The following is a 13,131-nucleotide window of genomic DNA, read 5'->3' on the forward strand; positions in this document are numbered from 1 at the left end:
TCTCCCCTTCAGCCCTTGGCCACGGCGCGCAGCCGGTCCACTACGTCGGCCCGCAGGTCCGCGGGCTCCAGTACGACGACATCGGGACCGAACTCCACGAGCCAGGCGTCCAGGCCGTGCCCGTACGGAATCTCCAGCTCGTCCCAGCCGTCCGCGCCCTCCCGTACGGACTGGGCGCGGGCCCGCAGCGGGTAGCCGCAGCCGGCGCGCAGCCGGATCCGGGCGGAGCGGGTGGCGGTCTCGCCGGCCCAGCTCTCCACGGTCTCGCGGACGGTGACGACGTCGGGCACGGGCGCGGTGAACGCGCCGGCCCGGGAGCGGACCTTGCCGGTGATACGGGAGAGGCGGAAGACGCGCTCGGCGCCGCGGTCGCGGTCCCAGCCGGCCAGATACCAGTGGCCGCGCCAGCACTCCAGCGTCCACGGCTCGACCTGGCGGGTCTCGGGGCGGGCCGCCGTCGCCTTGCGGTAGTCGAAGACGACCGGGCGCCGGTCGCGGCAGGCCAGCATCAGGGGCTCGAAGGCGGCCTCGTGGACCGGGATGCGCGGCTCGAGGGCGCTGTGCTGGATGTCGTACGAGTCCTCGGCCTCGGGCATGCCTGCCGCGCGGAGCTTCTGCAGCGCGCCGCTGGCGGCCCCGGCGAGCCGCGCCTGCTGCCAGACCTTGGCGGCCAGCCCGAGCGCTGCGGCCTCCTCGGCGTCGAGGGTGATCGGCGGGAGGCGGTTGGAGTCGCGGCGGGCCAGGTAGCCGGTCTCCCCCTCCAGGTTCTCGACGGTCTCGATGACCAGGCCGAGCTCGCGCAGATCGTCCTTGTCGCGCTCGAACATCCGGTTGAAGGAGTCGTCGGTGCCGGCTTCCATATAGGCCTCGATCGACCCGCGCAGCTCACGCTTGCTCAACGGCCTGCGGGTCCCGAGCAGGCAGAGGGCCAGATTCATCAGCCGCTCGGCCTTGGCAATCGCCATCGACGCCCTGCACCTCTTCTGCCGGATTGACTTCTGGGACATCCGACCGTACCGCCCCGGGGTGTCGTGGCAAAAGCCGAGGGCCCATGCCTAGAACGGCATGGGCCCTCGTTCGAGCGGATCCGGTCAGCGCTTGGTGACGCCGACCAGGTCGCAGACGAAGATCAGCGTCTCGCCGGGGCCGATCTTGTCGCCGGCGCCACGGTCGCCGTAGGCGAGGTGCGCGGGGATGACCAGCTGGCGGCGGCCGCCGACCTTCATGCCCTGCACGCCCTTGTCCCAGCCCTGGATGACCTGGCCGACACCGAGCTGGAAGCCCAGCGGGTTGCCACGGTTCCAGGAGGCGTCGAACTCCTCACCGGTGGAGAAGGCCACACCCACGTAGTGGACCTTGACGAAGTCACCGGCGCCGGCCACCTCGCCGTCGCCCTCCCAGATGTCCTTGATCTCCAGATCGGCCGGCGGCTCGCCACCCGGGAAGTCGACCTCGGGCTTCTCGATGCTCACTACTGTGCTCCTTCTAGCGTTGCGTGCGACGGACAGTCTCCCAGATCGCCGATCAGACCGTGCCGAGGATGTCGACGGAGAAGACCAGTGTGTTCTTCGCCAGCTCGCTGGAGGGGTTGGCGCCGTAGCCGAGCGACGGCGGGATCACGAGGAGCACGCGGTCCCCGACGTTCTTGCCCACGAGGCCCTGGTCCCAGCCCTGCACGACGGAGCCGGTACCGATCTGGAAGGCGGTGGCGCCGCCGTGGTCCCAGGAGGAGTCGAACTTCTTGCCGTCCTCCCACTTCACACCGGTGTACTGGGCGATCAGGCCCTGTCCGGCCTCGACCTTCGGACCCGTGCCCTTGATGAGCACCTGCTCCTTCAGCCCGGTGGGGGCCTTTTCACCCTTGGGGATGGTGATCGTGGCGGCCTGCTGCGACGGTGCCTTCACTTCGGGCATCCCCGCCGCGGGCGCGGCCTGCTGCCCCTTGACCTCGGCCTTGGAGTCGACCGTGGCCGCTCCCACCACGTCGACGACCCAGACCAGGGTGTCGGCCTCGGTCAGACCCGACTGGGGGTTGAGGCCCTGGCCGACCAGATCGCCCGCCGTGCCCTGCAGCAGGATGCGGCTGCCGGCCTTCTTGCCCTCGACCGAGTTGAGGATCTTCTCCGGCAGCTGCTGGCTGGGCTGACCGATGCGCTCGACGGCCTGGCGCCGCGGCGCCTTGGCGTCGGCCGGCTGCTGGGACCACGTGCCCCCGAGCAGCTCGGCGCCCTTCCACTTCTCGACCATCCAGTCCAGCCGGACGAAGTCGCCCTTCTTGACCTCGGCCCCGGTGCCCTCCGACACGGTCTTGATCACCGTCTTGTCGGCGGCCTCCGTGTCCTTCGGGATGGAGATCTCGGGCTGGGCGCCGAACTTCCCCTTGACCTCGGCCACAGCGCCTGCCGACGTATCCGACTCCGAGTCCGAACCACACGCGGCGGTGAACAGCAGGGCGGGCACGGCCAGGACGGCGGCAATACGTCGCTTCATGTTGTAGTTCATCAGTCCAACTGGGAGTCGAGGCAAATGGGAACGCGCCCACTCTACGGTGCGGCCCAAGCCCCCTACGGGTTCGGCGATACCCGGGGCGCACGCACCTGCGCCCGGAGCTCCCCCCTGGCTCACGCGTGCCGCGCTCGACCCGTTCGCGTACGTGGCGTCCACGAGCGTCGCCCCGGACTCCCGATACACGAAGTGCGGCGTGATCGCCGGCACCGTCTCCGAGTCGACGGCCTCCCGCACGCTGCCGAACACGAAGAGGGACGTTCCCTTCGCGAACGTGTTCTTGGCGGGGGCCTCCTCCGTCACGTACTTGACGCCGTCGGCGCTGCCCGGCCCCACACGCAGAAAGGTGCCGCCGGCCTGCGTCCAAGGATGCGAGCGTGAACTCGCACCTCTGCAGGCCGGCGGCACCTCTGCGGCCGGCGGTCCAGGTCACTTCCTCCCCGGCCGCGCGCCATCAGCCGTGGCGGGCCGACTCCGGGATCACATTCCGGCGATCAGCTTCTCCACCCGGTCGTCGACCGACCGGAACGGGTCCTTGCACAACACGGTGCGCTGCGCCTGGTCGTTGAGCTTGAGGTGGACCCAGTCGACGGTGAAGTCCCGCCGCTGCTCCTGCGCCCGGCGGATGAAGTCGCCGCGCAACCGCGCCCTGGTGGTCTGCGGGGGCACGGACTTGCCCTCGAAGATCTTCAGGTCGTTGCAGATCCGCGCCGCCTGCCCCTTCCGCTCCAGGAGGTAGTAGAGCCCGCGACGGCGGTGGATGTCGTGGTACGCGAGGTCTATCTGCGCGACCCGGGGGTGCGACATGGTCATGTTGTTCTTCGCCCGGTACCGCTCGATGAGCTTGTACTTCATGACCCAGTCGATCTCGGTGCCGATCCGGTCGAGGTCCTCCGCCTCGATGGCGTCCAGCGTGCGACCCCACAGCTCCAGGACCTGGGCGACCGTACCCGTACGGATGCCCCGGCGGTCGACGAAGTCGGCGGCCTTCTCGTAGTACTCGCGCTGCACCTCCAGAGCGGAGGCCTCGCGGCCGCTGGCGAGGCGGACCTTGCGCTGACCGGTGATGTCGTGGCTGACCTCACGGATGGCCCGGATCGGGTTCTCCAGCGTCAGGTCGCGCATCACGGTGCCCGCCTCGATCATGCGCAGGACGAGATCGGTGGCGCCGACCTTCAGCAGCATCGTCGTCTCGGACATGTTCGAGTCACCGACGATGACGTGCAGCCGGCGGTAACGCTCGGCGTCCGCGTGCGGCTCGTCCCGCGTGTTGATGATGGGCCGGGAACGGGTCGTCGCGGAGCTGACGCCCTCCCAGATGTGCTCGGCCCGCTGGGAGACGCAGTACACCGCGCCGCGCGGGGTCTGCAGCACCTTGCCGGCGCCGCAGATGAGCTGTCGGGTGACGAGGAACGGAATGAGGATGTCCGCGAGCCGGGAGAACTCTCCGTGCCGGGCGACGAGATAGTTCTCGTGGCAGCCGTAGGAGTTTCCCGCCGAGTCGGTGTTGTTCTTGAAGAGATAGACGTCGCCCGCGATTCCCTCCTCGTGCAGGCGACGTTCGGCGTCGACGAGCAAGCCTTCGAGAATGCGCTCGCCGGCCTTGTCGTGCGTGACCAGCTCGGTCACGTTGTCGCATTCCGGTGTTGCGTATTCCGGATGCGAACCCACGTCCAGGTACAGGCGGGCGCCGTTCCGCAGGAAGACATTGCTGCTGCGGCCCCATGACACAACACGGCGGAAGAGGTAGCGCGCCACTTCGTCAGGAGACAGTCGGCGCTGTCCCCTGAACGTGCACGTGACGCCGTACTCGTTCTCCAGCCCGAAAATGCGGCGGTCCATGTCTGAACATTACGCCTGATGGCCTGAGCTGAAACCGGGTTCGACAGCCCCGTTTCGATCATTTTCCGATGAGTGCGCGTTCTTTCCGGCCTGCCCGGTCCCGCCGGTGCCCGCGCTGACGGCGTGTCGCACGCCGCCGCCGGGCGCGCCGAGCACCCGGCCGGTGACCAGCAGGACCAGCAGGGCCACGCACCCGCCGGCACCGGCGACGGCGAAGCCCGCCGTCGTTCCGGCGAGTTCGACGGCCGGCCCGGCGACGGCCGAACCGAGCGCCGCCCCTACGCCGAAGGTGGTGACGAGCCAGGAGAAGGCCTCGGTGACGGTGCCGCCGGGCGCGTGCCGGTCCACGACGATGAAGCCGCAGGCGAGAGCCGGGGCCAGGAAGACGCCGGACAGCGCCGCCAGGGCCGTCATCGGCACGACACCGGGGGTGAGCATGAGCGGCAGATAGCCGAGGGCCAGCAGACCGACGATGACCCGCAGCCGCCGCTCGGGGACACCGGCCCAGCGGCGCGCGCCGTAGAGGACACCGCCGATCAGCGCGCCGAGGCCGAGCGCGGCCATCAGCCAGCCGTACGCCGCCTCGTTGCCCCGGTCATCGGCGTACGCGAGGCCCGCGACGGTGATCGAGCCGAGCGCGAGCCCGACGAAGAAGAACGAGCCGAGCAGGGCCAGCAGGCCGGGCGAACGCAGGGCGCCGAGCCAGTGGGCCTCCCGAGGCGCCGAGCGCCACGCGCGCGAGGGCTCGGAGAGGACCACGGAGAGCGCCCCGAGCACACCGACGACGTTGATGACGAGCAGGGCGGCGGCCGGCGACCAGAGAGCCACCAGCAGCGTCACCAGCAACGGCCCCACGGTGAACATGACTTCCTGGGCGACGGCGTCCAGCGCGTACGCCCGGTGAACCCGGTCCTCCCGGCCGAGGACGCTCGGCCACAGGGCACGCAGTCCGCCTTCGAGCGGCGGGGTGAACAGTCCGGCGACGACGACCGCCGCGTAGGCGAGGACGAGGGGACTGATTCCGGCCACGGCCAGGACGATCATGCCGAGGGCCGATATGAGCGCCGCGGGGAGCTGAACGCGCGGCTGACCCTTCAGGTCGACGGCGCGGCCCAGGAACGGCTGCCCGACGGCGGTGGCGATGCCGTACGCGGCGGTCAGCCCGCCCGCCAGGCTGTAGCTACCGCCCTCGGAACGGACGAAGAGCACGATCGCGATGGGCCCGGTGCCGTTGGGCAGCCGGCCGACCAGGGTGCCGGTGAGCAGCCGCAGGGCGTGCCGGGCCCTGAGGATGTCGAGATAGCCGCCGCTCTCCTCGGCCTCGGTGGCCATGCCCGTCTCCTCTCCCCCGGCGACCCCCGAGGTTTTACGTATAACGTCCGGCGTCATACGTACCATGGCGCCATCCCACGGGTCCACCCCACGGGCAGCGACCACCCCCTCGCGGAGGCACCAGTGCAGACCCCAGAATCCCCCGGCACGCCACGGCCCACCAGCCGGGACGTCGCCAGGACCGCCGGGGTGTCACAAGCCACCGTCTCCCTCGTCCTCGGCGACAAATGGCGCGGCCGCGTCTCCGAACGCACCGCCGACACCGTGCGCGAAGCCGCCCGCGCACTCGGATACCGGCCGAATCTCGCCGCCCGCAACCTCCGCCTCGGCCGCACCAGGACCGCACTGCTCGTCGTCCCGGCCCTCACCAACGAGTTCTTCGCCCGCGTCTACACCGGCGCGGCCACCGTCGCCGCCCGCCACGGCTTCGGCGTCGTCCTCTACCCCTCCCCCGACGGCATCGGCCCCGCCAAAGACCCCTTCGCCTCCGCACGCGCCGCACTCGACGGCATCATCGCCTCCTCCATGGCCACCGACGCCCTCAAGGCCTTCCACGGCACCGACCTGCCACTCGTCATGCTCGACAGCGACCCCTCCGACACCGCAGCCGCCGCCCACGTCAACCTCGACATCGCCGACGGAATGCGCCAGGTCACCACACACCTCCTCGCCCTCGGCCACCGCCGCTTCATCCACCTCGCCTCGGCCGTCCCGTCCTGGACCTTCGACGTCCGCGCCGCCGCCCTCGCCCACGCACTGCGCGACGCCACCGTACGGACCGTCCACGCACCCCTCGACGTCGAGGGCGCCCGCACCGCCACCGAACACGCCCTCACCGGCCCCGGCCCCCGACCCACCGCCCTGATCTGCGACGACGACATCCTCGCCGCCGGCGCCTGCAAGGCAGTCCGTCGGCTCGGCCTGCGCATCCCCGAGGACATCTCCATCACCGGCTTCGACGACCTGGCCCTCGCCACCGCCCTGGAACCCGAACTCACCACCGTCCGACTCCCCGCCGAACGCATCGGCGAACGCGGCATGGCCGCCCTCCTCGCCGTCCTCGCCGGCAAGAACCCCGAACACGGCGACCTCCCGGTCACCCTCATGACACGCCACTCCACAGGCCCGGCACCAGCCTGAACACGACGAGGCCCCGACCCGCTTCCGCGGGCCGGGGCCTTCGCCACACACTCTCGAAGGATCTACTCCTCCGAGTCCTCCGCGATCTCGTCCGACGGCTCGTCCGTCTTCGCGATCGCCGCATTGTCCGCGTCCAGCAGGCGCGCCAGCTGACGCCCCACGATCCGCTTGAACTTGCGCGCCTGCGGACGCTTGCGGTCCAGAACCGCCACCTCCAGACGCTCCGCGGGAATCTCCCGCTCACTGCCGTTGGTGTCCCGCGACAGAGCCTGCACGGCCAGCTTCAACGCCTCGGCAAGCGACATCCCGTCGCGGTGCCGCTGGTCGAGGAAACTGCTGATCTGCTCCGCGTTCCCACCGACCGCGACCGAACCATGCTCGTCCACGATCGACCCGTCGTGCGGAAGCCGGTAGATCTGGTCACCCTCAGGCTCCTCGCCGACCTCGGCAACGACCAGCTCCACCTCGTACGGCTTCTCACCGGCACTGGAGAAGATCGTGCCCAGCGTCTGCGCATACACATTCGCCAGACCCCGGGCCGTCACATCGTCCCGGTCATAGGTGTAACCCCGCAGATCGGCATAGCGCACACCACCGATACGGAGATTCTCGTACTCGTTGTACTTGCCGGCCGCGGCAAACGCGATCCGGTCATAGATCTCACTGAACTTGTGCAGCGCCCGGGACGGGTTCTCGCCGACGAACACAATGCCATCGGTGTACTGCAGGACGACCAGACTGCGGCCACGGGCAATGCCCTTACGGGCGTACTCCGCCCGGTCGGCCATGGCCTGCTGGGGTGAGACATAGAACGGAGTCGACACCGGCTACCCGTCCCTTTCTTCTGGGAATCTACGGACGACGAGGGATCAGAGCAGAGCCGCGCGCGGGCCGTCGGGCTGCTCCAGACGCCGATCGGTGACCGAGCGGGCGAGCGCCGAGGACTCCGCCTCGGTGAGCCTGCGGAAGCCCTCCTCGGTGATGACGGTGACGATCGGATAGATATGGCGGTACAGGTCCGGACCGCCCGTCGCCGAGTCGTCGTCGGCAGCGTCGTACAAGGCCTGCACGACCAGCGTCGCGGCCTGCTCCTCCGTCAGATCCGGACGGTACAACTTCTTCATCGAACCCCGGGCGAAGACCGAACCGGACCCCGTAGCGGCGAAGCCATGCTCCTCGGAACGGCCACCAGTCACGTCGTACGAGAAGATCCGGCCCTTCTCCTTGCCCTCGTCCCAGCCGGCGAAGAGCGGCACGACGGCCAGACCCTGCATGGCCATACCGAGATTGCCGCGGATCATCGTGGACAGACGGTTCGCCTTGCCCTCCAGGGAGAGCGTCGCGCCCTCCACCTTCTCGAAGTGCTCCAGCTCCAGCTGGAACAGCTTGACCATCTCGATCGCGAGACCGGCGGTACCGGCGATGCCCACGGCCGAGTACTCGTCGGCCGGGAAGACCTTCTCGATGTCCCGCTGGGCGATCATGTTGCCCATGGTCGCCCGCCGGTCACCGGCGAGCACCACACCACCGGGAAACGTCACAGCGACGATCGTCGTCCCATGCGGCGCCTCCACGACCCCCTCGGGCAGCTTCCGGTTCCCCGGCAACAGGTCCGGCGAGTGAGCGGACAGGAAGTCCAGGAACGAGGACGACCCCGGCGTCAGGAAGGCAGCTGGTAGACGCCCGGTGCTACGAGTGTTGGCTTCCACGCGTGTCCCTCCAAGTATGAGATGGCCCGCCGCAAGGTGTCGGGATCGTCACCCAACTTGCCGATGGCCGAATTGCAGTTGAAGCACAGTACGCCACGGACCCTACCCGTCTCGTGACAATGATCAACATGGACTGCCGGGGCGGCCAGGCAGATGGTGCAGATACCCATCTGCGCCTTGATCATCTCGTCGCGCTGGGCCTCGGTGATGCCGTAGGAACGCTTCAGGTGGCCGGCCCGGCCCTGCACCTTTCGGCACGCCTTGCACCGGGTAGAGAGGCCGTCCGAGGCAGTGGAGTTGCGATGCCACTCGCTGTGCGGCTTGACCTCACCGCACTGCCGGCAGAGCTTCCATCCCTCCGGCACCGCCACCTTCTCCCGGACGACCTTGCCGATGGCCGCCTGCCGCTGCCGGTAGCGCTCCGCACTGTATGCGGCGACGCATTCCCTGCATCTCGGCTGCAAGCCGTCTCCGCGATTCCGATCCTTCGCGAAGTCGGCCGACGGTAAGTCCCGCCCGCAGCCGCGGCAATGCTTGAACGCCTCGGACACTCCCACCCCTTGCGCCACTCTTCAAATCGAAGGCGAAACGGCCTTCTGGCCGTCACTGACCACCTTTTTGCACGAAGCTTCGAACGAAATCCTCGGCATTCTCCTCGAGGACGTCGTCGATCTCGTCCAGCACAGAGTCCACGTCGTCGCTCAGCTTCTCCTGGCGTTCCTTGAGGTCGGAGCTTGCCTCCGTGGTCGTTTCCTCGACCTCCTCCGTGGAACGCGTCGCCTTCTGCTGTCCGCCGCCGGTGTCCTTGGTCGCCATATCCCTCACCCCGCTCGAATCGGCCCGCTCGGTTGGGTCTCTCAAGATCAGACCCTACAAGCCAGGTCTGACTTCGGCCCCGCAGTTTGGTACAACGTCCGGGCACTAGTCCCATGATTCCCAGTGCCCGGCCATTTCAGCCGCGCATCATCCGCCGGAAAGGACGCGGACCAGCTCCTCCGCCGTCCTGCACCGGTCCAGGAGTTCCTTGACGTGGTTCCGGGTACCCCGCAGGGGCTCCAGGGTCGGTACGCGCTGGAGGGAGTCGCGGCCCGGGAGGTCGAAGATGACCGAATCCCAGGACGCGGCCGCCACGTCGTCCGCGTACTGGTCCAGGCAGCGGCCACGGAAGTAGGCCCTGGTGTCCTCCGGAGGCTTCGTCTCGGCCCTTTCGACCTCGGGTTCGTCCAGAAGGCGCTTCATGCGCCCGCGGGCCGCCAGGCGGTTGTACAGGCCCTTCTCGGGGCGTACGTCGGCGTACTGGAGGTCCACGAGGTGGAGCCGGGCGGCGTCCCAGTCGAGGCTGTCGCGCCGGCGGTAGCCCTCCATGAGTTCGCGCTTGGCGATCCAGTCCAGTTCGCCGGCCAGGCTCATCGGGTCGTTCTCGAGCCGGTTGAGGGTGTCCTCCCAGCGGATCAGGACGTCCTTGGTCTGTTCGTCGGCGTCGACGCCGTAGCGCTCCTCGACGTACTTCCTGGCCAGCTCGAAGTACTCCATCTGGAGCTGGACCGCGGTGAGTGTGCGGCCGCTGCGGAGCGTGACGAGGTGCTGGAGTCCGGGGTCGTGGGAGACCTGGTGGAGGGTGCGGACGGGCTGGTCGACGGCGAGGTCGACGTTGATGAACGAGTCCTCGATCATGGAGAGGACCAGGGCGGTCGTGCCCAGCTTGAGGTAGGTGGAGATCTCCGAGAGGTTGGCGTCGCCGATGATCACGTGGAGTCGGCGGTACTTCTCGGCGTCGGCGTGGGGCTCGTCGCGGGTGTTGATGATGGGCCGTTTGAGGGTGGTCTCCAGGCCGACCTCGACTTCGAAGTAGTCGGCGCGCTGGCTGATCTGGAAGCCGTGTTCGCGGCCGTCCTGGCCGATGCCGACTCGTCCGGCGCCGGTGACGACCTGGCGGGAGACGAAGAAGGGGGTGAGGTGGCGGACGATGTCCGAGAAGGGCGTCTCCCGCTTCATGAGGTAGTTCTCGTGGGTGCCGTAGGAGGCGCCCTTGTTGTCGGTGTTGTTCTTGTAGAGGTGGATGGGCTGGGCGCCGGGGAGCTGGGCGGCCCGCTCGGCGGCTTCTGCCATGATCCGTTCGCCGGCTTTGTCCCAGAGGACGGCGTCGCGGGGGTTGGTGACCTCGGGGGCGCTGTATTCGGGGTGGGCGTGGTCGACGTAGAGCCGGGCTCCGTTGGTGAGGATCACGTTGGCCAGGCCGATGTCCTCGTCGGTGAGCTGGCTGGAGTCGGCGGCCTCGCGGGCGAGGTCGAAGCCGCGGGCGTCCCGCAGCGGGTTCTCCTCCTCGAAGTCCCAGCGGGCGCGGCGCGCCCGGTGCATCGCCGCCGCGTAGGCGTTGACGATCTGGGACGAGGTGAGCATGGCATTGGCGTTCGGGTGGCCCGGAACGGAGATCCCGTACTCCGTTTCGATGCCCATTACTCGCCGTACGGTCATGCGGCCCTCCTTGCCCGGCGGCGCTCCCCTTCGGGTGCGGCGCTACAAGTACCGACGAGCCTAGAGCGACTCCGCGCCGGTGGGGAGATCGATTACGTCATTCTCGCGGTTTGTGGCGGGGAAAAGCGTTCGGCTGCGGAGGTCCGTGGGTCCGGACCTCCGCAGCCGGTGTGCGATCTACAGGTACTGTCCGGTGTTGGCCACCGTGTCGATGGAGCGTCCGGTGTCCGCGCCTTGCTTTCCGGTGACGAGGGTGCGGATGAAGACGATCCGTTCGCCCTTCTTGCCGGAGATCCGGGCCCAGTCGTCGGGGTTGGTGGTGTTGGGCAGGTCCTCGTTCTCCTTGAACTCGTCCACGCAGGCCTGGAGGAGGTGGGAGACGCGGATGCCCTTCTGGTTGTGGTCGAGGAAGGCCTTGATGGCCATCTTCTTGGCCCGGTCGACGATGTTCTGGATCATCGCTCCGGAGTTGAAGTCCTTGAAGTAGAGGACTTCCTTGTCGCCGTTGGCGTAGGTGACCTCGAGGAAGCGGTTCTCCTCGGTTTCGGCGTACATCTGCTCGACCACGGACTGGATCATTCCGTGGGCGGCGGCTTCCTTGGATCCGTGGTGCTCGGAGAGGTCGTCGGCGTGCAGGGGCAGGGAGGCCGTGAGGTACTTGGCGAAGATGTCCTTCGCGGCCTCGGCGTCCGGGCGCTCGATCTTGATCTTGACGTCGAGCCGGCCGGGTCGCAGGATCGCGGGGTCGATCATGTCCTCGCGGTTGGAGGCGCCGATGACGATGACGTTCTCGAGGCCTTCGACGCCGTCGATCTCGGCGAGCAGCTGGGGGACGATGGTGTTCTCGACGTCCGAGCTGACTCCGGATCCGCGGGTGCGGAAGAGGGATTCCATCTCGTCGAAGAAGACGATGACGGGGGTGCCTTCGCTGGCCTTCTCCCGGGCACGCTGGAAGACGAGGCGGATGTGCCGCTCGGTCTCGCCGACGTACTTGTTGAGGAGTTCGGGGCCCTTGATGTTGAGGAAGTAGGACTTCCCGGCGGGCTGTCCGGTCACCTCGGCGACCTTCTTGGCAAGGGAGTTGGCGACGGCCTTGGCGATGAGTGTCTTGCCGCAGCCGGGCGGTCCGTAGAGCAGGATGCCCTTCGGTGGCCGCAGCTCGTGCTCCTTGAAGAGGTCGGGGTAGAGGTAGGGGAGCTCGACGGCGTCGCGGATCATCTCGATCTGGCCGCCGAGGCCGCCGATCTTGCTGTAGTCGACGTCGGGGACCTCTTCGAGGACGAGTTCTTCGACCTCGCTCTTGGGGACCACTTCGTAGACGTAGCCGGAGCGGGGTTCGAGCAGGAGGGCGTCGCCGGGGCGGATGGTGATGTCAAGGAGCGGCTCGGCGAGCCTGACCACCCGTTCCTCGTCGGTGTGCCCGAGCACCAGGGCGCGCTCGCCGTCCTCGAGGATCTCCTTGAGGGTGACGATGTCCCCGGCGCGCTCGAAGTCCATGGCTTCGACCACGTTGAGCGCTTCGTTGAGCATGACTTCCTGGCCGCGCCGGAGCTCGTCGAGCTCGACGCTGGGGCTGACGTTCACCCGGAGCTTGCGGCCCCCGGTGAAGATGTCGCAGGTGCCGTCCTCGTTGGCCTGCAGGAAGACTCCGAAGCCGGCCGGTGGCTGTGCGAGCCGGTCGACCTCCTCCTTGAGGGCCACGATCTGGTCGCGGGCCTCACGGAGTGTGTTGGCGAGCCGCTCGTTCTGTGCGGATACGCCGGCCAGGTTTGTCTGCAGCTCGACGATCCGCTCTTCGAGAATCCTCGTATGGCGCGGAGAGTCGGCGAGCTTGCGGCGCAGGACGGCGATTTCCTGCTCGAGATAGGCAACCTGGCCGGCAGGGTCTTCAGACCCCCGCCCCGGCCGGATGCCGCGGTTGATGTCGTCGTCGTGGGCTGCCACGGTCCTCACCTCCTCCAAGGGGAGCTGGACGCTTCCTGACCCTACCTGTGTGGGTGGTGATTGAAACCCCTAGATCACAAAGACTGTCGGGGTGTGTCCGATCTTCACCCTTGCGCTTCCCCTCACGCCAGGGGAATACCCACCCATCAACATCGGAAAGCGGGCGGTTGTATCGTCGTCGGTG

12 protein-coding genes are annotated in these 13,131 nt (G+C 68.3%); 1 reads left to right on the forward strand and 11 read right to left on the reverse strand.

Features of this window, described 5'->3' with window-relative positions:
- Positions 1 to 8: 8 nt before the first annotated feature.
- The 5 genes from ACZ4VI_RS10435 to ACZ4VI_RS10455 form a co-directional block, all read right to left on the reverse strand.
- Positions 9 to 965 carry a helix-turn-helix transcriptional regulator gene (locus tag ACZ4VI_RS10435; RefSeq protein WP_467998505.1) on the reverse strand — a complete coding sequence of 319 codons (957 nt, stop codon included), beginning with the start codon at positions 963 to 965 and terminating at the stop codon, positions 9 to 11.
- Between the two features lie 126 nt (positions 966 to 1,091).
- A complete protein-coding gene (locus tag ACZ4VI_RS10440) occupies positions 1,092 to 1,472 on the reverse strand; it encodes an FKBP-type peptidyl-prolyl cis-trans isomerase (protein WP_467998507.1) in 381 nt (126 codons plus the stop codon).
- A gap of 52 nt (positions 1,473 to 1,524) precedes the next feature.
- On the reverse strand, positions 1,525 to 2,490 hold the full coding sequence (locus ACZ4VI_RS10445) for an FKBP-type peptidyl-prolyl cis-trans isomerase (protein WP_467998509.1): 966 nt from the start codon (positions 2,488 to 2,490) through the stop codon (positions 1,525 to 1,527).
- A 495-nt stretch (positions 2,491 to 2,985) separates the two neighbouring features.
- Positions 2,986 to 4,347, reverse strand: a complete 1,362-nt coding sequence (gene pafA / locus ACZ4VI_RS10450) for a Pup--protein ligase (protein ID WP_137990376.1) — start codon at positions 4,345 to 4,347, stop codon at positions 2,986 to 2,988.
- A 9-nt stretch (positions 4,348 to 4,356) separates the two neighbouring features.
- Complete coding sequence (locus ACZ4VI_RS10455) at positions 4,357 to 5,679, reverse strand: MFS transporter (protein ID WP_467998511.1); 1,323 nt, start codon at positions 5,677 to 5,679, stop codon at positions 4,357 to 4,359.
- Positions 5,680 to 5,802: 123 nt separating this feature from the next.
- Between ACZ4VI_RS10455 and ACZ4VI_RS10460 the strand changes: the two genes are divergently transcribed.
- Complete coding sequence (locus ACZ4VI_RS10460; RefSeq protein ID WP_467998513.1) at positions 5,803 to 6,819, forward strand: LacI family DNA-binding transcriptional regulator; 1,017 nt, start codon at positions 5,803 to 5,805, stop codon at positions 6,817 to 6,819.
- Between the two features lie 62 nt (positions 6,820 to 6,881).
- Here ACZ4VI_RS10460 and prcA read toward each other — a convergent pair whose 3' ends face one another.
- From prcA to arc, 6 genes are all read right to left on the reverse strand, one after another.
- Complete coding sequence (prcA, locus tag ACZ4VI_RS10465; RefSeq protein ID WP_467998515.1) at positions 6,882 to 7,643, reverse strand: proteasome subunit alpha; 762 nt, start codon at positions 7,641 to 7,643, stop codon at positions 6,882 to 6,884.
- Positions 7,644 to 7,688: 45 nt separating this feature from the next.
- Positions 7,689 to 8,528 (reverse strand): proteasome subunit beta, encoded by an 840-nt coding sequence (gene prcB / locus ACZ4VI_RS10470; RefSeq protein ID WP_467998517.1) that lies wholly within the window; start codon positions 8,526 to 8,528, stop codon positions 7,689 to 7,691.
- Positions 8,480 to 9,085 carry an endonuclease VII domain-containing protein gene (locus ACZ4VI_RS10475; protein WP_467998831.1) on the reverse strand — a complete coding sequence of 202 codons (606 nt, stop codon included), beginning with the start codon at positions 9,083 to 9,085 and terminating at the stop codon, positions 8,480 to 8,482. Before ACZ4VI_RS10475 ends, prcB begins: the two co-directional genes overlap by 49 nt.
- Positions 9,086 to 9,131: 46 nt before the next feature.
- Entirely contained in the window at positions 9,132 to 9,344 is a 213-nt protein-coding gene (locus ACZ4VI_RS10480) for a ubiquitin-like protein Pup (protein ID WP_030494396.1), read from the reverse strand.
- Between the two features lie 147 nt (positions 9,345 to 9,491).
- Positions 9,492 to 11,003, reverse strand: a complete 1,512-nt coding sequence (gene dop / locus ACZ4VI_RS10485; protein WP_467998519.1) for a depupylase/deamidase Dop — start codon at positions 11,001 to 11,003, stop codon at positions 9,492 to 9,494.
- Positions 11,004 to 11,180: 177 nt separating this feature from the next.
- Positions 11,181 to 12,947, reverse strand: coding sequence for a proteasome ATPase (gene arc, locus ACZ4VI_RS10490; protein ID WP_467998521.1), 1,767 nt, complete (start codon positions 12,945 to 12,947; stop codon positions 11,181 to 11,183).
- Between the last annotated feature and the right edge of the window lie 184 nt (positions 12,948 to 13,131).

The organism is Streptomyces sp. NPDC029169 (genome assembly GCF_055563935.1).

Coding starts and splice junctions, on each gene's coding strand:
- ACZ4VI_RS10455 (WP_467998511.1), bottom strand. CDS start 5,679: ATGGCCACCGAGGCCGAGGAGAGCGGCGGCTATCTCGACATCCTCAGG.
- dop (WP_467998519.1), bottom strand. CDS start 11,003: ATGACCGTACGGCGAGTAATGGGCATCGAAACGGAGTACGGGATCTCC.
- pafA (WP_137990376.1), bottom strand. CDS start 4,347: ATGGACCGCCGCATTTTCGGGCTGGAGAACGAGTACGGCGTCACGTGC.
- ACZ4VI_RS10435 (WP_467998505.1), bottom strand. CDS start 965: ATGGCGATTGCCAAGGCCGAGCGGCTGATGAATCTGGCCCTCTGCCTG.
- ACZ4VI_RS10480 (WP_030494396.1), bottom strand. CDS start 9,344: ATGGCGACCAAGGACACCGGCGGCGGACAGCAGAAGGCGACGCGTTCC.
- ACZ4VI_RS10445 (WP_467998509.1), bottom strand. CDS start 2,490: ATGAAGCGACGTATTGCCGCCGTCCTGGCCGTGCCCGCCCTGCTGTTC.